The 23,017-nt window shown below is 68.9% G+C and carries 14 protein-coding genes and 1 pseudogene; 8 read left to right on the plus strand and 7 right to left on the minus strand.

From position 1 onward, the window contains the following. Window positions 1-161: 161 nt before the first annotated feature. A complete protein-coding gene (locus tag OG792_RS31350) occupies window positions 162-1,376 on the plus strand; it encodes a DUF4032 domain-containing protein (protein ID WP_329105008.1) in 1,215 nt (404 codons plus the stop codon). A gap of 17 nt (window positions 1,377-1,393) precedes the next feature. Here the strand turns inward: OG792_RS31350 and OG792_RS31355 are convergent, their stop codons facing one another. The 3 genes from OG792_RS31355 to OG792_RS31365 form a co-directional block, all read right to left on the minus strand. Beyond that, window positions 1,394-3,463 carry an amylo-alpha-1,6-glucosidase gene (locus OG792_RS31355; RefSeq protein WP_329105010.1) on the minus strand — a complete coding sequence of 690 codons (2,070 nt, stop codon included), beginning with the start codon at window positions 3,461-3,463 and terminating at the stop codon, window positions 1,394-1,396. After that, window positions 3,450-3,854 carry an SCP2 sterol-binding domain-containing protein gene (locus OG792_RS31360; RefSeq protein WP_329105012.1) on the minus strand — a complete coding sequence of 135 codons (405 nt, stop codon included), beginning with the start codon at window positions 3,852-3,854 and terminating at the stop codon, window positions 3,450-3,452. Before OG792_RS31360 ends, OG792_RS31355 begins: the two co-directional genes overlap by 14 nt. 114 nt (window positions 3,855-3,968) lie before the next feature. Beyond that, complete coding sequence (locus OG792_RS31365; RefSeq protein WP_329105014.1) at window positions 3,969-4,394, minus strand: hypothetical protein; 426 nt, start codon at window positions 4,392-4,394, stop codon at window positions 3,969-3,971. Window positions 4,395-4,578: 184 nt separating this feature from the next. On the opposite strand from OG792_RS31365, the pseudogene OG792_RS31370 reads away from it, so the two are divergent. The 3 genes and pseudogenes from OG792_RS31370 to OG792_RS31380 all read left to right on the plus strand — a co-directional run. Then, window positions 4,579-4,677, plus strand: a pseudogene (locus OG792_RS31370) (helix-turn-helix domain-containing protein); the annotation flags it as partial. Between the two features lie 18 nt (window positions 4,678-4,695). Next, a complete protein-coding gene (locus OG792_RS31375; protein ID WP_329111552.1) occupies window positions 4,696-5,316 on the plus strand; it encodes a DUF5753 domain-containing protein in 621 nt (206 codons plus the stop codon). Between the two features lie 7 nt (window positions 5,317-5,323). After that, window positions 5,324-5,530 (plus strand): DUF397 domain-containing protein, encoded by a 207-nt coding sequence (locus OG792_RS31380; RefSeq protein WP_329105016.1) that lies wholly within the window; start codon window positions 5,324-5,326, stop codon window positions 5,528-5,530. Between the two features lie 84 nt (window positions 5,531-5,614). Here OG792_RS31380 and OG792_RS31385 read toward each other — a convergent pair whose 3' ends face one another. From OG792_RS31385 to OG792_RS31400, 4 genes are all read right to left on the minus strand, one after another. Next, on the minus strand, window positions 5,615-6,037 hold the full coding sequence (locus tag OG792_RS31385; RefSeq protein ID WP_329105018.1) for a hypothetical protein: 423 nt from the start codon (window positions 6,035-6,037) through the stop codon (window positions 5,615-5,617). A 6-nt stretch (window positions 6,038-6,043) separates the two neighbouring features. Then, entirely contained in the window at window positions 6,044-17,149 is an 11,106-nt protein-coding gene (locus tag OG792_RS31390) for a LamG-like jellyroll fold domain-containing protein (RefSeq protein WP_329105020.1), read from the minus strand. A gap of 136 nt (window positions 17,150-17,285) precedes the next feature. Continuing rightward, window positions 17,286-17,891, minus strand: coding sequence for a hypothetical protein (locus tag OG792_RS31395; RefSeq protein WP_329105021.1), 606 nt, complete (start codon window positions 17,889-17,891; stop codon window positions 17,286-17,288). A gap of 113 nt (window positions 17,892-18,004) precedes the next feature. Continuing rightward, window positions 18,005-19,804, minus strand: a complete 1,800-nt coding sequence (locus OG792_RS31400) for an NAD-binding protein (RefSeq protein WP_329105023.1) — start codon at window positions 19,802-19,804, stop codon at window positions 18,005-18,007. A gap of 109 nt (window positions 19,805-19,913) precedes the next feature. On the opposite strand from OG792_RS31400, the gene OG792_RS31405 reads away from it, so the two are divergent. From OG792_RS31405 to OG792_RS31420, 4 genes are all read left to right on the plus strand, one after another. After that, window positions 19,914-20,411 (plus strand): MSMEG_6728 family protein, encoded by a 498-nt coding sequence (locus OG792_RS31405; protein ID WP_329105025.1) that lies wholly within the window; start codon window positions 19,914-19,916, stop codon window positions 20,409-20,411. A gap of 13 nt (window positions 20,412-20,424) precedes the next feature. Beyond that, entirely contained in the window at window positions 20,425-21,960 is a 1,536-nt protein-coding gene (locus OG792_RS31410; RefSeq protein WP_329105027.1) for an FAD-dependent oxidoreductase, read from the plus strand. 300 nt (window positions 21,961-22,260) lie between these two features. Further along, window positions 22,261-22,704 (plus strand): HNH endonuclease, encoded by a 444-nt coding sequence (locus OG792_RS31415; protein WP_329105029.1) that lies wholly within the window; start codon window positions 22,261-22,263, stop codon window positions 22,702-22,704. 54 nt (window positions 22,705-22,758) lie between these two features. Continuing rightward, window positions 22,759-22,995, plus strand: a complete 237-nt coding sequence (locus OG792_RS31420; protein ID WP_442932332.1) for an RNA polymerase subunit sigma-70 — start codon at window positions 22,759-22,761, stop codon at window positions 22,993-22,995. Window positions 22,996-23,017: the final 22 nt, after the last annotated feature.

The raw sequence follows: 23,017 nt of genomic DNA on the forward strand, positions 1-23,017 counted from the left end.
GCACCCTCCATCCCCTCCCCCCAAGATCCGCACAATTACCGGGAAGGAGTGGTGGTAAGGCCACGCTTTCTCTACCCGAGTGGGGCGGCGCGGGGTGGGGTGGGTGTGTGACGGGACACGGTGGGGGTGGGGGTGGGGGGTGGAGGCGGCATGCTGGGGGCGTGCGGATTACTTCGGCCCTCGTGGATCCGGCGCTGCTCGATCTACCGTGGTCGACGCCGCTGGAGCAGTGGCCGGCCGACCATCTGGTGGCACTTCCGCAGGGTATCTCCCGGCATATCGTACGTTTCGTACGTCTCGCCAACACCGTGTACGCGGTCAAGGAGACCGGTGAGCGGGTTGCCGAGCGGGAGTATGACCTGCTCCGGGCGTTGGAACGGATCGACTTTCCGTCGGTGCAGGCGGTGGCGATCGTCGCCGACCGGCAGGACGATGCCGGCGAGCCGCTGGATCCCGTACTGATCACCAGGCATCTACAGTTCTCGCTGCCGTACCGGGCGCTGTTCTCGCACACGTTGCGCCCGGAGACGATGACACGACTGCTGGACGCGCTCGCGGCGCTGATCGTACGGATGCATTTGACCGGTTTTTTCTGGGGTGACTGCTCGCTGTCGAACACCCTGTTCCGGCGGGACGCCGGTGCGTTCGCCGCCTACCTGGTGGACGCGGAGACCGGGGCGTTGCGCACCAAGCTCTCCAACGGCCAGCGCGGCGAGGACATCGAGATCGCCCGGGTGAACATCTTCGGCGAGGCGCTCGACCTCCAGGCGGCGGGACTGCTGCACGAGGCGATCGACCCGGAGGAGGTCGCCGACCAGGTGGTCGAGCGCTATGAGCGACTGTGGCACGAGGTCACGTACGAGCAGCAGGTGGAACGGGACGACCGGCACGACATCGAGGGCCGGATCCGGCGGCTGAACGAGATGGGCTTCGACGTCGCCGAGGTGGCGATGTCCCTTGTGGACAATGGGCGGTACCTGGTCCGGCCGAAGGTGGTCGACGCGGGTTACCACAGCCGGCGACTGCTCCGGCTGACCGGGCTCGACGCCGAGGAGAACCAGGCCCGGCGCCTGCTCAACGACCTGGACACGTACCGCGCCGAGAGCGACCTGTCCGACGAGCAACAGTCCGCGCACCGCTGGCTGACCGAGGTCTTCGAACCCGTCGTACGGGCGGTGCCGGCTCACCTGCGCAAGAAACTGGAGCCGGCCGAGCTGTTCGTGCAGGTGATCGAGCACCGGTGGCGGCTGTCCGAGCAGGCCGGGCGGGACGTGGGACTGGCCCCGGCGGTGCAGTCGTTCCTGGCCGACGTACTGGTACACCGGCCGGACGAACAGGCGGTGCTGGGCGTACCCGTACCGGCCGTCACCGGGTAGACAGCACGGCCGGGCCGTCAGGAGTACGGGCCGGAGGCGGTGGGGCGGCCGAGTGCGTCTGCCATGCCCCACGGTCCGCGTACGTGGAGTAGGGCGATCTGCCCGAGGCCGGGCGGCACGGCGGCCTTGACCACCAGGTGATCCGCGTGCGCCTCCAGGCCGAGGACGGTACGCAGCAGCGACAGCACCGCGCCCGCCGACCACCCCTGGGGGCTGGTGGCGGTGGGATAGCGCACCGGAGCGGTGGTGAGTTCACGGTCGTAGCCGGCGAACGCCTCGGGCAGCCGCCCCTGGAAGTAGCGCGCGGCCTCGAACGTCACCTGGGCGAGGATGCCCGCCTCGGCCGCGTACCCGTACCGGCGCAGGCCCTCGGCGATGATCGAATTCTCGTACGGCCAGACGGCGCCGACGTGGTAACCGACCGGATTGTGTTTTGCCTCGTCGGCGGCGAGCGTGCGCACTCCCCAGCCGGAGAAGAGTCGGGGCCCGAGCAGGTGCTCGACCACGGACTCCGCCCGGTCCGGCTCGACGATGCCGCTCCAGAGCAGGTGTCCCAGGTTCGACGCGAGCGCGTCCACCCGGCTGCCGTCGGCCTCGCGGGCGAGCGCGTAGTACCGCCGGTCCGGCAGCCAGAAATCCCGGTTGAACCGTTCCCGCAGCTCGGCAGCCTGGCGTTCGAGTCGGTCGGCGTACGCCGGATCGCCCCAGAAGGTACGGGCCAGCCGGGCACCGCGCACCTTCGCGTCGTACGCGTAGCCCTGCACCTCGCAGGTGGCCCGGGGGAAACCGGGCAGCCTGCCGTCGGCGTAGCAGATCGCCCGCTCGGATTCCTTCCAGGACTGGTTGGGCTCCTTGCCCGATGCCCGGGGCGGTTGGTACCAGAGGTAACCGTCGCCGACCAGGTCGCCCCACTCGTCGATCCAGTGGAGCGCGGCACGAGCCTCCTTCTCCAACTCGCGGACCAGCTCGGCGTCGCCGGTCCAGCGTTCGTACTCATCGAGCAGCACGACGAACAGCGGCGTCGCGTCGACCGAGCCGAAGTAGCGGGCGTTCGGGGTTTCCTGGAAGGCGGCGGCCTCGTTCCAGCGGAGCAGGTGGAGAATCTTTCCGGGTTCCTCCTCCCGGAAGTCGTCCAGCTTCGACCCCTGAAAGGTCGCCAACGTCCGCAGTGTGGTCGAGGCCAACTCGGGCAGGTACGGCAGCGTTTGCAGGCTGGTGAAAATGTTCTGTCGGCCGACCACCGTGTTCAGCCACGGCAGACCGGCGGACGGGATCGGGCCGATGCCGTCGAGCCCCGGAATCCGCAACGCGGCCAGGTCGACCAGGCTCCGGCGGTACGCCTCGGCGAGGGGTTCGTAGTCACACTCCAGTCGAGGCGCCTGGTCGACCCACTGGTCCAACTCCTCCCGCATCCCCTCCTTCGTCTTTCGAATCAGGGCTGCCCCACCGGCGACGTCCTCGCGACCCGGCGCCCGGATGTCGGTTATCACCCGCAGCCGGGTGGTCCACTTCCCCTGTCCGGGAATGGTGACGGCGAACGTCATCCCGTCCTGGTCGATCTCCGCCGACTCACTGGATCGCACCAGGGTCGACCGGTGAAAATCCTTGCGGACGTAGCACAGGTGCAGATGCCTGTCACCGGACTCGTGATAGAAGTGTCCCTTTTTCTCCGGTCGCGGATCGTCGTGCACCTCCGGGAGGCTGATCCGGTCGACGTCGGCGAAGTCGCTCGCCACGTCCAGCCGAATCGTCATCTCGGCCGGCGTACCGCTGCTGTTGACGACCGTCAGCTCCTCCTCGAAGCCGGCCACGATCGAGCGGTGGCGGATCACCGAAAGGGTGGTGTTGACATAGTGCGTGGGCTGACCGGGTACGAGGAAGAATCGCGCCTCGAAATACTGCAAATCGTCGACGGAGAGCGGGGTCAGGCGCTCCCCGTTGACCGTCAGAACCCATTTGGACAGGAACCGGGTGTCGAGGAAGTACAGCCCGTCCGGGTCACCGGGGGCCGGATCCACGTCACCACTCCGGTCGCTGACGATGTAGGTCAGCCCCTCCAAGATGTTGATTTGGTCAGACTGCGTCATTCTGGCCGCCCTCGACGTGGTGCCGTCCGGCTCTGCCGACAGACACCCGCTCGGGGCCGCGCGAACCGGGTGGTCCGGGCAGCAGGCGTTCGAAATAGATCAGGGCACGCTGCGACCCGATGTACGTCACCTCGTTGCGCAGTGTCGCCGTCGTGATGTCGCCCCCCGCCACGAGGCGGTCGAAGACCGCGCCGTCGGACGAAAGCACGCAGTCTGCCTCCCGCTCACCGCCGGGCCAGACCGAGATGCTGTGCTCACTGACGGTCAGATACCACCGGGTCATCCCGTCCGGCCGGCTCAGATCGAGGCGTACGGTCGCCGAGAAGTCGCGGGGCAGCAGGTGGATACGCTGCCGCGCCGGACCCGCGAAGTACTCCCCCGTCCGGTCCACCCATCCGCCTCCCTCCGCCCTTGGCCGTCCACCCCGTAGCGCGCTTACGGGTCAGGGTCAGCCTGACCCGGCGGACGTTGCTCCCGCATCACCCCGATGGGATGAACCGCCTTTTTAACCGGCGGCCGGACGTAGTCGGGCGCTCCAGTAGGTCAGGTCGGAGTGGTGCTCGACCAGGGTGACCGGCTCGCCGCACGCCTGCTGGATGAGGTCGGCCGCCTCGTCCAGGTCGCTCGGGTTGTGGTCCCAGTCGCCGTTCCGGAACATCCGCAACCCCACATCCGTACGGTCGTAGCCGATCACCTCGGCGGCCTCGGGCGGCACCAGCACGATCGTGTACCTGCCGGCCTCGATCTCGGCCTCGCTCGGCTCGGGCTCCTCCGGACGGCCGCGCCGGAACCGCTCCAGCACCGACTCGATCGGTCCCGGCGAGTCCGCCGGGTCGTACGGGTGGGCCCAGGTCGGCACGTAGCGGTACGGCTTGAGATCGCTCCTGTTGACACTTCTCGCACAGATGATCGCCAAGGGGTTGCTTGTCACCGCCATTAGCGATTCGGTTGGCTTTCTGGCGTACGGATGTCAATACCCCGAGGTGGAGGCGAGCGGACATGCCGAAGCAGAACGCACCGACCGTTGTCGGTCGTGGACTCGGCGGTGAGCTGCGACAACTGCGCAAGGCCAAGGGCCTGACCGGTGCGGCGGTCAGCGCGCGCAGCTCGGCTGGCAGCCGTCCCGACTGTCCCGGATGGAGACCGGCCAGCAGGGCATCCCGCCCGAGGACGTCGCCTCGCTACTCGTGATCTACGGCGTCATCGGTAACGAACGCAAGCGCCTGCTCGCGATGTCCGAACGCGGCAAGGACCGAGGCTGGTGGGAGACGTACGGTTCCGGGCTGACGCCCTGGTCACGTACGTTCATCCGCTTCGAAACCGAGGCGATCAGGATCACCAGTTGGCAGCCGATGCTCGTGCCCGGTCTGCTCCAGGTTCCCGACTACACCAAGGCGATCATGCGGGCGTGTGACGTACCGGATGCGGACGCCCAGATCAGGGTTGCGGCGAGACTCGGCCGGCAGGCGATCCTGTCCCGCGACGAGCCACCCGAACTGCACGTCATCGTGGACGAGTCGGCCCTACGTCGGGTGCTGGGTGGGCCACGGGTGATGGTCCGGCAACTGCGTCACCTGATCGAGGCCGCCGAGCGGCCGAACGTGACGTTGTCTGTGCTGCCGTTCGGCGTCGGCGGGCACATCGGTGTGGACGGACCGTTCGTCATCCTGGACTTCGTTCGTGATCCGGCCGTCGTGCACCTGGAGCACAGGATGTCGAGTCTCTTCCTGGAGGAGCCCGCGCAGGTGGATGCCTTCCGCCGTGCGGCGGATAAGCTGGCGAGGATGGCGCTCAGCCCGTCCAGGTCGGTGGAGTTCGTTGCGCGCATCGCAACGGAGCACGAGCGAGAGTGAGGCCCTGATGGTCGCTGCGGATCTCGGTGACGTGGTCTGGCGCAAGTCCAGCCGCAGCGGCTCCGACACCGACTGCGTCGAGATCGCCGAACTACCGCACACCATCGCCGTACGCGACTCCAAGGACCCCGGTGGGGCCATACTCGTCTTTCAGCGCTCGACTTGGGGAAGCTTCATCACCCAAGTTCGCACGATCGGCCCCAATTTTGTGTGAGCGCAGCTACTCCGACGAGGCCAACCTCTCACGATGATGCGTTCACATCAGCGATATATGGATGATAAGTAAGGGCGCAGCGCGTCACGAGTGAAATGGGTCGCCGTCTAGATACACTCTTACAATCAGGCCTGCGCTCGACGTGAATATCGCAGAGGTCGATTCGACCACCACGTCAATAAAGGGATTACTGTCCTCCAAATATACGACCCAAACAAGGCGCCTATCTACGTCAAGTTGCCCAAAGAATCCCTCCGAACCGTACGAGCCCTCACCACAGACGAGATAGCCCGAGCCATCACGCAACTCGCACTCCAGAGTGATGTCGACGCGGCTCACATATTCAGGGTCCGCCGCGAGGACGGCATCGAGAGAGAAGGAATCAAGTAGCTCCAGGTCGCTCGGCTGCCCGGAGCCAATTCGTACCGCTCTAGCCACGCCGTCTGCACGATACAATCCACTTTTGATGGGCAGGCAGCCCGATAACCATAAATCCACAATCGACATCGGCACTCACCGTCTTCCAGTTGTGTCAGGGCGATCGTATAGACCTTGCGGTGGCACAACGCCACCCGCTCGCTTGTTGCGCGGATCATTGAAACGTTCTCTGAATTTATCTCCCCAAGTCTTCCCCGTCGTCGAATCCGGGAATGGGTCGCCTGGATTAACGCGCTCGATCCGCACCGGCGCACCAACCTCTCGACCCGCGTCCAGTCGCCGATTGTCGTAACTTACCAGCTGGCCATCAACATCCATCACCCGCAGCGGTGTGCCTGGGCGGTTCCAGTCCCACTCACCTGACCTCATCTGATCAGCATAGCTATTTGGCGAGGCTGTTCGTTGGGAGAAATTGATATCGTTCGGGTCAGCCCATTCACCACCACCACCACCGCCGCAGGACGCTCCATCACCGCGACGCTCACCACCGACATTGTGCGCGAGTACCGACTCCACGCCGGCCGCCACATAGTACGTGTGGATGTCGGCAACCGTAAGGTCGCGCATCTCCTTGAGGCCGGTGTGGTTGTCGACCTTGGCAACAACGACCTTGTCCCCGTCGGCCGTACGGAGTTCGTGGCCGACGGTCAGTTCGGAGGCGTTGGCCCAGGTGTCGGTCGTCTCGTCCCAGAACGGGTGATATGCCGTCGTCTGCAACACCACCGCAGCGGCCAACCCGGCAACCGCAGCCGCAACCTTCACACCCAACTTGCTCGGGCTCTTTTTGTCCTCGACCCGGGTCACCGTGACATCCGTCAACTGCTTGTCGGTGTTGCGGTGCAACTGGGTAACCGGCTTGGCCAGCGACACCCCCGTCTCCGGATCGGTCGCCACCACCCGGTCACCGACGTTCACGTCCTCGATCGGCCGAGTCGAACCATCCGCCATCAACACCGGCGTCGCCGGATCGAAGCTGTGCTTCGGCACGCACCCTGCGCCAGCCGGGCCCGACGACTTACCGGACCCGGACGGCACTCCTCCGCCACCCTTGCGGTTGAGCAGGCTCAGCCCCGGCACCATCCCGGCCAGGGCGCTCTTCGGATCGATCCGACCCGTCGTGAACGCCTGGTTCAGGACCTCGTCGACACCGTTCTCCGTCGCCTCGGTCGCCAACCGACCCAGCAACCCCGAACCCAGCCGACTACCCACCGCCGCTGCGGCCTTACCGGCCAACAACCCACCCGCACCACCGGCAAGACCCGACAGCGCACCCGTACCCAACGACCCCAGGGCGTCGCCCATCGAGTGGATGTCACCCTGCGCCGCGTCCTTCGCCAGGTTGATCAACGCGCCCGCGCCGACCATGCAGGCCACCGCACCCACACCGGCGGTCACCGCCGTGCAGGCCATGCCGGCGAGGATCGCGCCGCCGATCGCGGCGAACTCCAACAGCGTGTCCTTGTTCGCGGCCGCCCACTTACTCACCGCCGAGAACGAGTCCTTCAACGCGGTCGCCGCCACCACCAGCGGACGCGCCGCCTTCGCGATGATCTGTTTACCGGCCTGTTTGACCACGCTGACGGTCTTCTTGACTGCCTTCTTCGCCTGGTCGACCTTCTTCGCCACGTACTTGCGGCCCTGCTCGACCTTCTTCTTGACCGCCTTGACGACCTTCTTGGTCACCTTCTTCGCGACGGTGACGACCTTCTTCGCCACCGACACGACCTTCTTCGCCACCGACACCGCAGCCTTCACCACCACCGTGGCAACGGTCTTCGCCGCGGTGTAGACGTACGAAACGGCCGACGTGACGGCCTTCGCCGCGCTGGAGACCTTCTTGCCGATCGCCTTCAGCGGGTTGGGCCAGTAACCGGTTGGGTCGGTCATCGTCAACGGGTTCGCGTCGCCGTACTGGTAGCGGTTGGCGGTGATCGAGTCCGGGACCGGGGAGTTCGACGCGGTGTCGCGGGTGTCGAACTGGCCGGTGTCGGTGTTGTACCAGCGGGCGTGCATGTTGACCCGGCCGGTGGCCGTGTCCGTCCACTCCGACTGGTAACCGAGCCCGCCGATCAATCCTGCCTGCGCCAGGACCTTGCCCAGCGGGTCGTACGTCGACGAGCCCGTCAACGCCGTACCCGTGGCGGTGAACTGGCCGATCACATCGGTGTGCAGGTCCGTCCAGGACAACCGCTGGGTCCCGCCGGACGCCGTACCCAACAGGCCGCCCGAAGGATCACGGGTGTAGGTCGTGGTGCCGTCCGAGGCCAGGTCGTTGCCCAGACCCGCGTACGCGAAACCGGACTGCACCGCCCGACCCAGCGCGTCGTAGTCGTACGTCCGCGCGCCCGACGCCGAGCCCTGCGAACGTACCTGCCCGAACGCGTCAGTCGCAGTCGTCACGCCACCGACCGAGGCGAGCGTGCCCCGAGCGGTGTACGCGTAACCCGCCCCGTCGGCCGTCAGCAACCGGTTCCGCTGGTCGTACGTGAACAGCTTGCTGCCGTTCTGCACCCGGTTCCCGGCCTTGTCGTACGCGTACACGGTGGTTGCCGTGCCGTTGTTCCAGGAGGTCAACCGGTCGGCCAGGTCGTAGCTGTACGTGTTCGACACCGACGGGCCAAAACCGGAGGATGACTTCGAGACGATGTTGTCGTTGCCGTCCCAGCCGTACGCCACCCGCGCGATCAACGTACCGCCGGGGGTTTTCAGCTCGTCGGCGAGCTGCCGGTGCAGGCCGTCGTAGCTGAAGTTGCGGGTGTTGCCCGTGCCCCCGTAGGTGATCTTCGAAACCTGGGACAGGGTGTTGTACATGGTCGTCAGCTGCACGCCGGCGGTCGGGTTCGCGACCGACGCCAGTCGCCCGGCGCCGTCGTAGCCGTAGGAGGTGCTACCGGCGGCGTCGACCCGCGAGGCGAGCTGCCCGTCCGGGTTGTAGCCGAAGGTCGAGTTGCCGACCGGGCCGGTGATCGTGCGCGGCATGTCACGGTCGTCGTAGGTGAGGGTGTTCGCGCCGCCCGGTCCGGAGAACGAGGTCATTCGGCCGGACATGTCGTAGTCGAAGACCCGGTCCGCGGCGGTCGCCTCGGCACCCGCGCCGACCTGCCGCTCCACCTGTCCCATCTCGTCGTAGCTGCTGGTCACCGAGACGCCGCCGGGCATCACCTGGGAGACCGGCCGCCCGGCCAGGTCGTAGGTCACGGTGAAGGTCCGGTCGGCCGGGGACGGGTGCGCGGTCGTCGCCGGCTCGATCTGCGACTCCGGCAAACCCCAACTGTTGTACGTGGTGAGGAACGCCCCGCCCCGCCCGTCGGTGAACCGGGTCCGGTTGCCGGCCAGGTCGTACCCGAAGGTGGTCTGGATCGAATCCGACCCGGAGATCGGCTGGACTTCCCGGGTCAGCATGCCGGTCGCGTCGTACTCGAAATTGGTTGTGGTGCCCCGGCCGTCCTTGGCCCCGACCACGTTTCCGGCCCGGTCGTAGAAGCTGTAGTCCGCGGTGAGCATCGTCCCGGCCGCGCTGTACGACGCGTTCGAGGTCACCCGCCCGGCCAGGTCGTACGTGGTGGCGCGGTAGGTGCCGTCCGGCATCGTGGTCCGGGTCGGCCGCCCGACACCGTCGTAGCTGTACCCGGTGACGTTGTTCGCGCCGTCGGTCACCGTCAACGTCTCGCCGAGCGCGTTGTACGTCGTCGTGCTGGTCACCTGCGACGGGCTCTTGACCTGCGACAACCAACCACCGGGCGCGTACGAGTAGGTGGTGGTGTAGTTGGTGCCGTCCTGGCGGACCACCTCGGTCGAGGTGAGCTGCCGGCCCAGGTAGTCGTAGGTGGAGGTGCTGACCGCCCCGGACGGGTCGGTCTGCGACAACGGGTCACCGATCAGGTCGTAGGTGAACGTACTGGCGCCGTCGTTCGGCGCGATCACCTTCGAGGTACGCCCGAGCTGGTCGTACTCGTATTCGGTGCTGTTGCCGAGCGGGTCGGTGGTCCGGGTGACCTGCCCGAGGTCGTCGTACTCGGTGGTGGTCTCGGCGACCATCGGGGTGGACGAGCCGGGCGCGGTGTAACTCGGCGACCGCTGCGAGATCGCCCGTCCGGCCCGGTCGTAGCCGGTCACCGACCAGTTGCCGTTGGGGTCCTTGCTGTCGGTCTGCTCGCCGAAGGTGTTGTAACCGACCCAGGAGACGGCGTTCGCCAACGCCGAACCCAGCGTCGCCGACTCCGCCATCGCGGCCGGCGCCGTCGTCTTGACCGTACGACCCTCCTCGTCGATCGAGAAGGTGGTGGTGTTGCCGTTCGGGTCGGTGCTCGACTTCGTGTTGCCGTCCTGGTCGAGGGCGACCGAGCTGCGGATGACCCCGGCGTCGGCGGCCGGCGCGGTGCCGGCGAACACCTGCGCGATCTCCGCCGGGGTCAGCGCCTTCTGGTACGCCTGCACGTCGTCGATCGAGCCCTTGAACCACGAGGACGCGAAGTCCGTGCCGATGTTGGTGACGGTGGGCTGGTTGTTGAGCGGCTTGGTGAGGGCAATCGTCGCCTGGACGACGCCGTCCACGTACAGCTTGACCGAGCTGGTGGCCGGGTCGACGGTGACGGCGAGGTGGCTCCAGGCGTTCATCTGTACCGAGCCGGCCGGTGTGCTGCCGCCGATGAAGACGTTGGTGCCGTTGACGTCCCGGTAGGACAGCGAGACGTTCCAGACGCTCGTCGCCGGGACGTACGAGAGCTTGAACGCCGAGCTTCCGATCGCTCCCGGCATCAGAACGACGAAGCCCTCCGTGGTCATCGTCGTCGGCTTCGCCCAGGCGGAGACGGTGTAGGCGCGCGAGGTGTCCACGATTGGACCCTGGGCTTTGATCCCGCTGTTCGTGCCGTTGAGGACGGCGGCGCCGCCGCGCTCGGTCGACCAGGTGAGCCCGCCGGAGGCGGTGCCGGGGCTGTTGCCCGCCGCGTCGGCCGCCTTCGTGCCGCTGCCGTCGTCCAGCTTCCACCGAGCCACCGGGACCAGCAGGTTCGTCTGGTACGTGGTTTCGGCAACCGGCCGGCCGCCGAAGTCGTAGATCGCGTCGGAGTGGGCGAGCACCCCGCTGGGGTCGGACTCGACGGTCCTGACCACGTTGTCGTCGCGGTCGTGGGTGAGGGTCGTGGTCCGGTTGACCCCGGCCGGGTCGGCGGTGGAGGAGATCTGCCGGCTCGCCGCGTCGTAGACCGAGGTGTTGACGGTGACGCCGTTGTTCGTCACCTGCCGCACCACGTTGCCGGCGGCGTCGTAGGTGTTCTCCTCGACCACGAAGGTCTTGCTGCCGTCGGAACGGATGGTCTTCGCGGCCAGCCCGTTGTCGGTGTACGTGTACGACGTCGTCCAGCCCATCGGATCGGTCTCGGTGGCGAGCCGGCCGGCCGGGTCGTACTGCTTCGTCACGATGACCAGGTCCTGTGCCGGGCTCGGGTCGTTCGGGTCGCCGGTGAAGCCGACCACCGTCGTGCTGAGCAGGTTGCCCGCGGTGTCGTACGCGTTCGTGGTGACCCCGCCGTCCGGCTCGGTCTCCCTGACCACGTTGCCGTACGTGTCGTACTGGAAGCTGGTCGTCTCGTCGACCGGATTGGTGACCGAGGTTTCCTGCCCGTAGCCGTTGAACACGTGCGTCTCGGTCCGGGACGCGTCACCACCGGTGAGGTCGGCGGTCGTCTCGGACAGGATGTTGCCGTCCGGGTCGTACCCGGTGGTGATTTTCGCCGTGTGCACCGCGCCGGTGACCCGGTTGGTCACCGCCGGCTCGGTCTGCGTCACCCGCCGACCCTGCTGGTCGTAGGTGTTCGTGGTGGTCAGACCGGCCGGGTAGGTGTCGGTGATCTCGGTTTCGGTGAGCCGGCGACCGAGGCCGTCGTAGGTGAACCTGGTGATCTTGCCGGTCGGGTCGATCACCTCGGCGACGTCGCCGCTGCTGTAGTACCGGACGGTCTGCTTGGCACCGCCCGGCGTGACCACGGTCGTCGGCAACCCGGCCGGCGCGATCCCACCGCCGAAGGCGGCCGTCGTCGTGCCATCGGTGTACGTGGTCGCGGTGACCCGCGCGAGCGGGTCGGTGATCGTGGTCTGGTTGCCCTTGGCGTCGTAGCCGAACTTGGTCAGGTAGGTGTTGTCGGTCGCCGACGCCGAGCGCCCGTCACGGGTCTCCAGCAGCAGGTCGTTGCGCGCGTCCGGCGACAGGTTCGTGCTGGTGGCGTCCGGGAAGTAGGTGTAGTAGATCGACGAGCACCTGTTCGTCGTCTGGTCCTGGCAGGTGATCTTCTGCTTGGTGTTGCCCCGGACGTCCTGGAGGTCCTGGGTCCAGACCCCACGCGGGTCGTAGACCAGGCTGCTGTAACCGCCGACGTCGTACCCGAACTTGGTGGTGTTGCCCAGGCCGTCGGTCTGGGCGACGATCCGGTTGCCGTTGACCAGGTCGTAGCTGTAGGAGGTCTTCTCACCGGTCGGACCGGTCACCGCCACCGTGGACACCGGCATCGAGATGGTCGTGGCCACCCCGGAGACCAGCGTGATCGCCACCGGAGTGGTCTGCTTCGACGCCTCGAAATGGGCCGCCACCTGTTGCGCCGTCAACTGGCTGGGGTAGTACGCCAACTCCGCCATCCGACCGTCGAAGTACGCGGTCGTGTTGGGCGTCAGTCCGGACAGGCCGGTGCCGGTCGCGCCGGCTCCGGCGTACGCGAACTGCTGCGCGGCCCGGGTCAGCACCGCCGATCCGGTCGAGCCGGCCACCAGGACCCCGTCCAGGTAGAGCGCCTGACTGTTCGCGTTGCTGGTCAACACCGCGTGGTGCCACTCGCCGTCGTTGACCGGCGCGGACGAGCCGAGCGACAGGGCCCACTGCTGCGCGGGGGTTCCGTTGCAGGGCAGGATCTGCAAGGGGGTCCGGTTCACGGTTGAATTGGCCGGATTGTCCAGGCACTTCCCCGACAACACGTTCCGCAGACCGCCGTTGTACGGCTCCCACTGTTGTCTCGGCAACACGTTGCAGGTGAACAGCACGACTCTGGTGAGGTCCGCGGTGGCGCCGCCGAGCAGGTCCAGGCACTTGCCGGAGGTACGGACAGTCCCGTCCGGGTAGATCGACCAGTTCTGCGCCGGGCTGCCGTTGCAGGTGTAGAGCTGGATCGGGTTCGAGTCGGCCGTACTCGCAGCGTCGTTGTCGACGCACTTGCCGGGCTGACCGGCCCGGAGCGGACCGGTCGGGGTGCTGGCCGGGGCCAGGCCGCGCAGCCTGCCGTCACTGGTGATCCAGAGCGTGGGTCGGCAGGGGCACAGGGTCTGACCGATGGCCGACGCCTGCGAGGACCGGAGGATGCCGCCGGCCTGGGTGGTGGAGAACCACAGCTCGATCGAGTTGTCGCCGACCGGTAGATCATCGGGGAGCCGCAGGTGGGACGATGCGCCGTCGAACGCCGCCGCCCTGCTGTCCGCGAACGGGCCGTCGGCATTGAGGGTGACGCCGTTGTAGATCGCCTTGCCGCCCTGCACCTCGTTGACCGCGTCGGTGGCGTCCGTCTCGCCCAGCCGCCAGTAGTCGGTCGGCTTTCCGCCCAGCACCGACGCCGCGTACACGGCGCTGCTGCCGCTGACTGCCGGGGCGCCCATCGTCCACACGGCGCCGTTCTCGTCGGTGACGGTGGCGACCCGACCGGTCACCTTGTCGTACGCGACCTCGGCGGTCACCCCGCCGGACGGCCGGATGACCTTCGACAGAACGGGATGCGCCCTGGTACCGGCCGTGTAGAGGGCGGACACGGCCGACCCGGTCAACGCCTGGTTGAAGATCGAGACACCCGCGATCGAACCGTTGAAGTACGTCGCCACCGCCGGCAAGCCGGTCCTCGGGTGGTTCGGCCAGCCGCCACCCATGAAGCCCGCCCCGATGCTGACATGGTTGGCGCCACCGGGAGCCGCGATGTTGATCGTGCCGCTCAGCGACCCCTTGGCCACACCGTCGAGGTAGAGCGTCTGCGAGTCGCCGGCACCGGAGAGCACCGCGTGGTGCCAGGCACCGTCGTTGACGGCGACGTCCGTGGTGATCGGAGTGGTGAAGTCCTGCCAGAACTCGCCACGCAGTTTGCCGTCACTGCCGATGTAGAGCGCGGGCGTGTAGTTGCCCCCGGTGGTGCCGTTGGACACCGGGGCGCCGTTGTAGCTGAACAGCACCCCGCCGGTGGTTGTCGTGCGGAACCACATCGACACCGACTGGTACTGGCCGTCGGCGATCAGGTTGCCGGGCAACTGCACGTACGACGAGGTGCCGTTGAAGCCGGCCGTCGTGGCGGTCGACCCCGGTCGGCCACCCGGCTGCCCCAGGGTCACGTTGTTGTACCGGGCGTTGTCGACGCCCGCGTTCGCCAGGACCCTGCTGGCGGCGACCGACGCACCGGGCGCCTCGTCCAACGGCCAGTACGAGTACGGCCCGACGTTGAGCGCCGTGTTCGCGTACTGCGAGGTGGAGTCGTGCTGGTAGGTCGTGCACTGGCTGCCGGCGGCCGGCGGGCAGACGCTCGTCAGCCGGTCGTCCGCGCCGTAGCCGTACGTCCAGGTGTCGGCGCTGCCGGGGGTGCCCGCGATGACCGGGTTGGTGGTCACCTGGGACACGTGCGGGTACGCCGACCCGGCCGGGGTGGCCCAGGTGAACTGGAGGTACCGACCCGAGGCGGAGGTCATCCGGAGCAACTGGGCGGCACCGTCGTACGTGAACGACAACTGTCGGCCGTTCGCGTCGGCGATGCCGGTCACCTTGAACACGCCGGGCCCGGCCGCCTGCCCGAAGGTGTAGACCGAGGCGTCCTTGTCGGTCAGGGTGTAGCCGGTGAGGGTGCCGCCCGCGTTTTTGGTTTCCTTCAGGGTGGAGAACCGGCCCGACGGCGCGGTGAAACTGCCGTCGGCGTTACGCCCGAAGGCCACGTCCTGCCCGGTCGGATAGGTGACCAGCACCGTCTGCACCGAACCGGCGACGTCCTTCACCTGCGTCGCGCGTACGTCCAGCACGCTGGACCAGCCGGTGCCGAAAGCGCCCGTCCGGCGGATGTCCAGGCTGTTGTAGCTGCGGGTGACCGCCAGGGACGGGCCGACGGTGCTGATGGCCGCGTCCGTCGCCGAGGTCGTGTAGTTACCGATGCTCGGGTCGTATCCCCGGCCGGAGTTCTGCGCCAGGTTGCCGGTGAGCTGCGGTTGCGGCACCGAGGTGGTAAACGCGTACGGCGGTGCGACCTGGCTGTAGCCGGCCTTGTCGAAGGTCTGGACGGTGTAGAGGTAACGCTTGTTCCAGGCGAGCTTGCCCGCCGGCACGGTCCACGCGGCGGTGGTCCAACCGGACTCGGCGATCGTCGCCCCGGTGGCCGCGTCCCCGACGGTGAAGTTGTAGGTCAGCCCCTTGTTCGGCCAGGCGTCCGCGTCGTAACCACGGGCGAGCAGTTCCGGGGTCAACGTCGACACGACAGCGTTGTTGTCCGGGTACCGCCCGTTGATCTGCGGCGGACCGTTGGCGGCGACCTCCAACTGGAGGTACGGCCGAAGGGCCCCGCTGAACGGGTTCGCCGAGGTGAACCGCTTCCACGCGTTGCTGTCGGTTTCCGAGGCGACCAGGGCGAGTCCCCGGTTCAGTCCACCGGTGGCCCAGTCACTGAAGACATCGGATTCCAGCGGTACGGTGACCCACTCGCCCACGTTCCGGTGGGCGGCCTGGTTCTGGCAGGCCGGGTAGTGATCGTTGACCTCCAACGAGCCGATCGCGCTCGGCGAGAGGGTCGGCCCGGGAAAGCCGCCGTAGGCGAGGTCGATCACCTGCCAGTTCCCGGTGACCCGGTGCACCGAGAACGGCCGATGCTCGGTGCAGCTGTAAGCCCAGGTCAGGAAGAGCTTGAGCTGGGCATCCGTGTAACGCAGCCCGTTGAGCCCGTCGTTGCCCCACTGGTCGAAGGCAAGGAACGAACGGGCCTTGACCCCACCGCCGTTGTAGGTGCCGACCGCCAGGTTGTCGCCGTCGGTGTTGGCGGTGTCGGAGTCGTCGTCGACGAAGACGTCGGCGTTGGTGGCGATCGCCGCGGTGGGGTCCACCCGTACCGGGTAGACCCGGGCCGGGTCGTGCAGCCACGCCTCGGCGGCGGTCACCCGCAGCGCCGGCTGGCCGCCGTCCAGCGTGATCAGCTCGTACGTCACGGGGCCCTGGAGCGGGGCGCCGGACTGCGGGTCAACCTTGGAGTCCTCCATGAAGCCGCGCGGGATCCAGGCGACCGCTTCGTCGTCGGCGTTGCGCAGCTCGATCGAGCCGGTCTCGACCAGGTGCGGCGTGAGCCCATTGAGGTGCAGCGGGAACACCCAGGACGAGGCCGCGTCCGGCGACTTGAGAACCAGGGTTTCCTTCAGGCCGGTGTCCATCGACTGCAACTCGACGTCGGTCAGCGGCAGGATCTCCGGGTACGTGGCGACGGCACCGTCGACAACCGGGGTGACGTCGGCGGCGCCGTCGAGGCCGTAGCCGAACGTCTCGCCGGTCGGCAGTGTCAGCAGGGCGAGTTCGGTGCCGGTGACCGTCGACGTCGACGGGTCGGTCGTACCGGACGGGGCGAGGTTCCGGGCCCGTGCGCCGGTGCCGGCGTCCGGGTTGGCGACGGAGACCCGGAGCGAGTTCGCCCTGGCGTGCAGCCGACCATCCGGCCGCTGCTCCAGGGTCGGGTCGATGGGCTGCCAGGAGCCGTCGGCGGCCCGGAAGTTGACCGGGGAGGTGTAGACCCGGCGGGTCATCGAGCCGTCCGGATTCGAGAAGAGGTCCGACTTGGCATCGGACCGCGCCGCCAACCGCCGGCTCCGCTGGGCGTCGAACCCGCTCGTACCGGTGGTCTTCAGGGTTTCCGGCGGCTGGTACGGCTGGTACGGCGGCAGCGTGCCGGGGGCCGGGACCGGGGCGCGACCTGCACCGCCCGGCGCGTCGGTCGACTCGGCCGATGCCTGTCCGGTCGGCGATTCCCGCGCTCCCCGCTGCTGGACCGGCAGCCCGTCCAGGGCCTTGGCCGCTGACCAGGCCGACCACGCGGGCCGCTGGGTGAGCCAGGAGAGCCAGGTCAGCGGGAAGTCACCACCCGCCCGAACGGCACCCGGTGGCAGCGCCACGGTGAGTCCGAAGACGACCGCGATGAGCAAGGTGCCCCGTATCAGGACACGACTCCCCGAACGGCGCATCGGCCGCCACCTCCCCCGTGGTGAATCGAACAGCGGGAGTCTGCGGCACCGAGGATCTTGCCGTCAAGGAAATCTTCGACGCAGAGCGAAGCCAGGGCTACTGAGCGGCGGGTTTTACCGCCGCGACAACCGCACGTACGTTCTCCCGTACGGATTGCGGCGTCGTAGCGTCCACTAGGGACACGTTTGGCGCGGCCGTACCGCCTCCGACCAGGGCGAACCGAGCATTCGGAAAGCGCTTCGCCTCGGCGTCCACTGCGGACACCGGGCCGGCGCCGACGGCGAGCACCAGGTCGCACCGGCTCTGCACCAGGCTGGCCAGGTAGGTCTTGGCGTTGTCGACGGTCTGCGGGCCGTCCACCTCAAGGAACTGCACCTTGGTCAGCGTCGCCTCGGACGCCTCCCGCATGCCGGCCCAGACCGCGGCGGCTTCCGCTCCGGTCACCCCGTGCTCGTCGGTGAGCAGGCAGGCGGTGGCCTCGCCGTACTGCCGGGCGAGCGGCTCCGGCGCGGACGACGGCCAGAGTGCCCAGGTCAGCAGGCCGGCAACACCGACCACCGCCCCGGCCAGCCACCAGAGTCGACGCCCGCCGCGAGGACGGGGGCCGAGCAACCACTGTCGCAGCGCGCCCGGCTCACGATCCGATCGCCCGCGCTGCCGTACCTTCCCGCCCACCCCGCCACCCAGCACGGCGAGGACCATACCCGGTGCTCGGGAAGCACCCGGGCGGGCAGCGACCGGAAGCGCGCCTACGTACTCAGCATGAGCGGCAACAGACAGATCAGGCCGATGATGCTTTAGTTGGACCAGAAGCGTCAGCCGGGGCTCCCGGCCGGGAAGCCCGGCTGGGTCGGCAGTGCCGGTGGCTCCGGTTCGGGCTGCGGTGGGCTCGCCTGCTTCAGCAACGCGCTCAGCGCCGCCCGACGCACCACCACGAGAAGCCGGTCCCCGGCCCGCAGCCGCTGTTCCCGCGCGGGGGACCAGAGCAGGTTCGCCTGCCCGGCCGGGGTCAACCCGATCACCCGTACGCCGATGGCCCGGTCGACCTCGGCCAGTTCGCGACCGATCAGCGATGCCTCGGCGGCGATCGGGACCTCGGCCACCAGCAGCGCGTGCCGGTTGATCGGGATGGTCGCGATCATCTCGCGGTTGAGTAGGGCGGCGGCGAACGACGGCGCGGCCAGATAGGACACGCTGCGGGAGATGTTGATGTTGAATGCCCTCTGGATCCGGTCGGCCAGGTCCCCGTCGTAGAGGCGCAGCACCACCCGCAGGTCGGACTTGGCCGCCCGCGCGTTCAGCGCCGCCTGAAGGTTGGTGACGTCGTCCGTGGAGACCACCACCAGGGCCTGGCAGGTGGCCACCGACGCGGCCTCCAGGGTCTCCTCCCGGGCGCCGTCGCCGATGATCAGCGGGATGTTCAACCGGCGGGCGACCGTCGCGCCGCGCGCCTGCGGGTCCTTGTCGACGGCGACCACCTCGATGCCGAGGTCGTGCAACTGCCACATCACCCTGGTCCCGACGTTGCCGAGCCCGACCACCACCACATGGCCCTTGCGGGGGCGACGCAGCCGGCCGTGGTCGAGCGCCAACCGGGCGTTGACCATGCCGTCCACCACGGCGGCGGTGATCAGCGGGATCAGGGCCAGCCCGGCGAGGTTCAGCACCACCTGCATGACCTGCGCCGACGCCGCCTTGCCGGGGTCCGGGTCGGCGCCGCTGATCGTCGTGACCAGCGCGACGTAGAGCGCCTCGGCAAGGCTGAGGTGCTCGGCGCGGGCGAGCAGGAAGCCGAAGAGCACGATCACCCCGAGCACGGCGAGGGTGGCAATGCCGATCTTGCGGGTGGCGAACGAGGTCACCGCCTGCCACAGCAGCGCGCTCGGGCGCCGCTCGCGACGGCGGGCCCGCTTGATCCGACGCGCGGCCACCTCCGTACCGGGCGGTTGGCCGGTCGCCTCGGCCAGCACCAGGTCGGCCTGCGCCTCGTCCGACGGCAGAATCCGTACGTGTCGGGGGTCGCTGGTGTCGGCCAGGCCGGTCACCACGTGCTCCGGGCGTACGTCGGCACGCCGCGCCACGACCAGGGTCCGTCCCCGATACCGGAAGTGGGTCGGCGTCACCGCGCCCAGCGCCGCCGCGACGAACGTGGGCGCGGCCATCGAGGCGTCGGAGAGCACCGCGCAGTCGGCGAAGAGCGGCCGTACGCTGTTGCCGAGCCCGGTGTTGAACATCCGCAGGACCAGCCGCAGTCCGGGTTCGACCTCCTGCGCGCAGAGCGCCGCGTGGATGTTCCCGACGTCGTCCTGGTCCATCAGGGCGAGGCCGTGCGCCCCGGACAGGCCGGCCGTCCGGAAGGTCTCCTCGTCGAGCCGCACGGCTGGGATCACCCGTACGCCCCGGATCGTCCGGATGTCCGGGCCGTCCGCCCGACGACGCGGCGGAACGATCACGGTTACCCGTACCGACTCGGCCAGCAGCGCGTTGACCAGATGAACGGCCAGGGCGTCCTGGCCGCAGACGACATAGTGCGGACGGCTTTCGTTGGTCCGCAGCCCGTCGCGCAGCCGGGTCTCGACCGCGCGCCGGGCCCGATAACGCCACGGGTCCGCCATGCCCGGATCGTAGCCAGCACGATCACCCGGCGCTGCCCGCCGAGCCGTGGTCGGGGTGGGCGCGTTCGGCCGGCGGGCAGGCGGGCACCGGGCGGGGCGGTGGAGTGGGATGCAGACGTTCCTGCCGTACCCGGACTTCGGCGCCAGTGCCCGGTCGCTGGATCCGCTGCGGCTGGGCAAGCAGCGGGTCGAGGCGCTCCAGGTGCTCCGCGCGCTGACCCGACCCCGGTACGGCTGGCGGCACCATCCGGCGGTCAAGATGTGGGCCGGGTACGAGGAAGCGCTGGTCCGGTACGGGCTGGACGTCTGCGACGTGTGGTGCGCCACCGGCCGGGCCGACACCGTCGCCGGCACCCTGATGGTGGACCTGACCGCAGCCTGCGGCATCGAGCGCGTACGCGACCAGCCCGAGTTGACCGCCGCGGGTGAGGTGCCGCCGTGGCTGGGTCGGGAGGACCTGCACCTGAGCCACCGGGTGTCGCTGCTGCGCAAGGACCCCGACCACTACCGCCCGATCTTCGGTGACCTCCCGCCCGACCTCCCGTACGTCTGGCCGCCGTCGGACCGTCCACCCGCCTGTCGGCCCGCCACGCCGGAACCCGGTTAGGAAGGGGACCTCCATGGGGGTGGCGCGAGGGGTGGGCCGGCTGCTCGGCGTACGCCCGGTCCGGATCGATCCCGACGGCGGCGCGGGAGGCACCGCACGCGTACCCGAAGGGGTCGACGCGCTGGTGGTCGGCGGTGGGATCGCCGGCATGTCGGCCGCGGTCGTACTCGCCGAACGCGGCGTACGGGTGACCGTGTTGGAGGCCCGGCCGACGCTCGGCGGACGGCTGGCCGCCTGGCCCGACCGGCTCGCCGACGGCACCGCCCAGTCCGTCGACCACGGCTTCCACGCGTTCTTCCGGCAGTACTACAACTGGCGGTCGATTCTGCGCCGGATCGACGCCGGGCTCGGTTTCCTGCGACCGGTGGCCGGATATCCGGTGCTGTCCGCGGACTGGCCGACCGAGGAGTTCGCCCGGCTGCCCACCGCACCGCCGATGAACCTGCTCGCCCTGATCGCCCGCAGCCCGAGCCTGCGCCTGCGCGACCTGCGGACCATGGACGGGAACGCGGCGCTGCCGCTACTGGCGTACCACCCGGAACGCAGTTACGCCGACCTGGACCGGACCACGGCGAAGGAACTGCTCGACTCGCTGCGCCTGCCGGACCGGGCGCGGGCCATGCTCTTCGAGGTCTTCGCGCACTCGTTCTTCAACCACGAGGACGACATGTCGGCGGCCGAACTGGTGGCGAACTTCCACTTCTACCTGCTCGGCAACCCGGAGGGGCTGGGCTTCGACGCGCCGGACCTGGACTACGACTCGGCCATCTGGCGCCCGCTCGCCGCGTACCTGCGCCAACGCGGCGGCCGGGTGCTGGTCGACGCGCCGGTGACCCGGATCGGGCGCGACGACGGCGGCGGCTGGCGGGTGTCCGGGGCGGACGCCACCCACCACCGGGCCGAGTTCCTGGTGCTCGCGGTCGACCCGCCGGCCCTGCGTACGCTGCTCGCCGCCGCGCCGGAGCTGGCCGCCGAGGCGCCCCGGCTGGCGGGTCGGGTCGCCGCGTTCGAACCCGGTCCGCCGTACGCGGTGGCGCGGTACTGGCTGGCCGGGGACGTCGCCCCGGACCGGGCCGTGTTCAGCGGGGTGTCCCGGCAGCCGACGCTCGACTCGGTGACGCTCTACCACCGGTTGGAGGCCGGGGCCCGCCGGTGGGCCGGGCAGACCGGCGGGTCGGTGGTCGAACTGCACGCGTACGCCTGCGCGCCCGACCCGCCCGCGACCGAGCTGGCCGAGCGGATGCGCGCCGAGCTGGCCGGACTCTGGCCGGAGGTGGCCGGGTTGCCGGTGGTGGAACTCCGTGCCCGGGTGGAACGGCAGGCGCCGTCGTTCCGGCCGGGAGGTCATGGCACCCGGCCGACGGTGGTCACCGACGCCGACGGGCTGTTCCTGGCCGGCGACGGGATCCGGGCCGATCCGCCGAGCGCGTTGATGGAACGGGCCGCGGTCACCGGGATCCTGGCCGCGAACCAGATCCTCCGCCGGTACGGCACCGCCCCCGAACCGATCTGGTCCGTACGCCCACGCGGGCTGCTAGCCCGCCCGTGACTTCCGGTCGGACGAACCCGCCCGTGACTCCCGGTCGGACGAACCCGCCCGTGACTTCCGGTCGGGTGAATTCGCGCTCCGGACGACTACTGATCAAATCCGTTGGCGGTGACGATGGGACGCAATTACCGTTTAGCGCGTCACGTTTTCCGCCCTACCCCGGCAGACGAGGCTGTTCGTATCGGTCGCCCCAGTCACCGGAGTAGTCGTCGGTCGATTGGTGGCCGGCGCCGGACATGTCAGACGGGCGGCGGATCGCCGGTCGTACCGGACGAATCATCGAATCGAGAGGAGGACCCGGTGGACGCGGTGCTCGTCATCAACGCCGACCTCGGCCCACTGCACAGAGTCAGTGTTCAGCACGCGATCCGGATGCTCTGCCGCCGGGTCGCCGAAATTCACGAGGCCGAGCCGGACCAGCGGATCGGCATCTTCCCGATGCCCCGGGTCGTCCGGCTGGTCCGGTACGTGGTGACCCGTTGGCGGTTCAGCTCCGGGCCGGCCTGGTCCCGTTCGGGAGTGCACCTGCGGGACGCGCAGCGGTGTGCGTACTGCGAGGGCCGGGCGACCACCATCGACCACGTCCTGCCCCGCTCCCGGGGTGGACGGAACACCTGGAAGAACACGGTCGCGGCGTGTTACGGCTGCAACCAGCGCAAGGGCGACCGTACGCCGGCCGAGGCGGGCATGCCGCTGCGGTACGAGCCGACGGCCCCGAACTGGGCGGCGCTGGTACGCCTCTGACGGCTGCAGCTGTCGAGGCCGACAGAGCACTTTCCGTCAGCGTATATTGACGGCGTGTCGGACGAACCACTCCGGGAGCTGCTCGAACTCAGCACCGGCCCCGACCCGCTGGGGAGTCTGCGGGCGGCGGCCGAGTTGCGCCGCGGCGTCGAGCGGATGGAGGCGGTGCTCGTCCGCCGGGCCCGGGTGGCCGGTGCCTCCTGGGCCCAGGTGGCCGAGGCGCTCGGCGTCTCGAAACAGGCCGCCCACCGCAAGTACGGCGGTGGCGGCCTGTTCCACAAGGAGCCGTGACCTGAAGGAGTCGTGACCTACG

The sequence above is a fragment of the Micromonospora sp. NBC_01699 genome (assembly GCF_036250065.1).
Taxonomy (GTDB): domain Bacteria; phylum Actinomycetota; class Actinomycetes; order Mycobacteriales; family Micromonosporaceae; genus Micromonospora_G.

What these genes read in the sequence shown, in the direction of transcription:
- OG792_RS31405 (WP_329105025.1), top strand. Translation starts at nt 19,914, where the DNA reads ATGCAGACGTTCCTGCCGTACCCGGACTTCGGCGCCAGTGCCCGGTCG.
- OG792_RS31385 (WP_329105018.1), bottom strand. Translation starts at nt 6,037, where the DNA reads ATGTCGATTGTGGATTTATGGTTATCGGGCTGCCTGCCCATCAAAAGT.
- OG792_RS31400 (WP_329105023.1), bottom strand. Translation starts at nt 19,804, where the DNA reads ATGGCGGACCCGTGGCGTTATCGGGCCCGGCGCGCGGTCGAGACCCGG.
- OG792_RS31395 (WP_329105021.1), bottom strand. Translation starts at nt 17,891, where the DNA reads ATGGTCCTCGCCGTGCTGGGTGGCGGGGTGGGCGGGAAGGTACGGCAG.
- OG792_RS31380 (WP_329105016.1), top strand. Translation starts at nt 5,324, where the DNA reads ATGGTCGCTGCGGATCTCGGTGACGTGGTCTGGCGCAAGTCCAGCCGC.
- OG792_RS31410 (WP_329105027.1), top strand. Translation starts at nt 20,425, where the DNA reads ATGGGGGTGGCGCGAGGGGTGGGCCGGCTGCTCGGCGTACGCCCGGTC.
- OG792_RS31355 (WP_329105010.1), bottom strand. Translation starts at nt 3,463, where the DNA reads ATGACGCAGTCTGACCAAATCAACATCTTGGAGGGGCTGACCTACATC.
- OG792_RS31375 (WP_329111552.1), top strand. Translation starts at nt 4,696, where the DNA reads ATGTCCGAACGCGGCAAGGACCGAGGCTGGTGGGAGACGTACGGTTCC.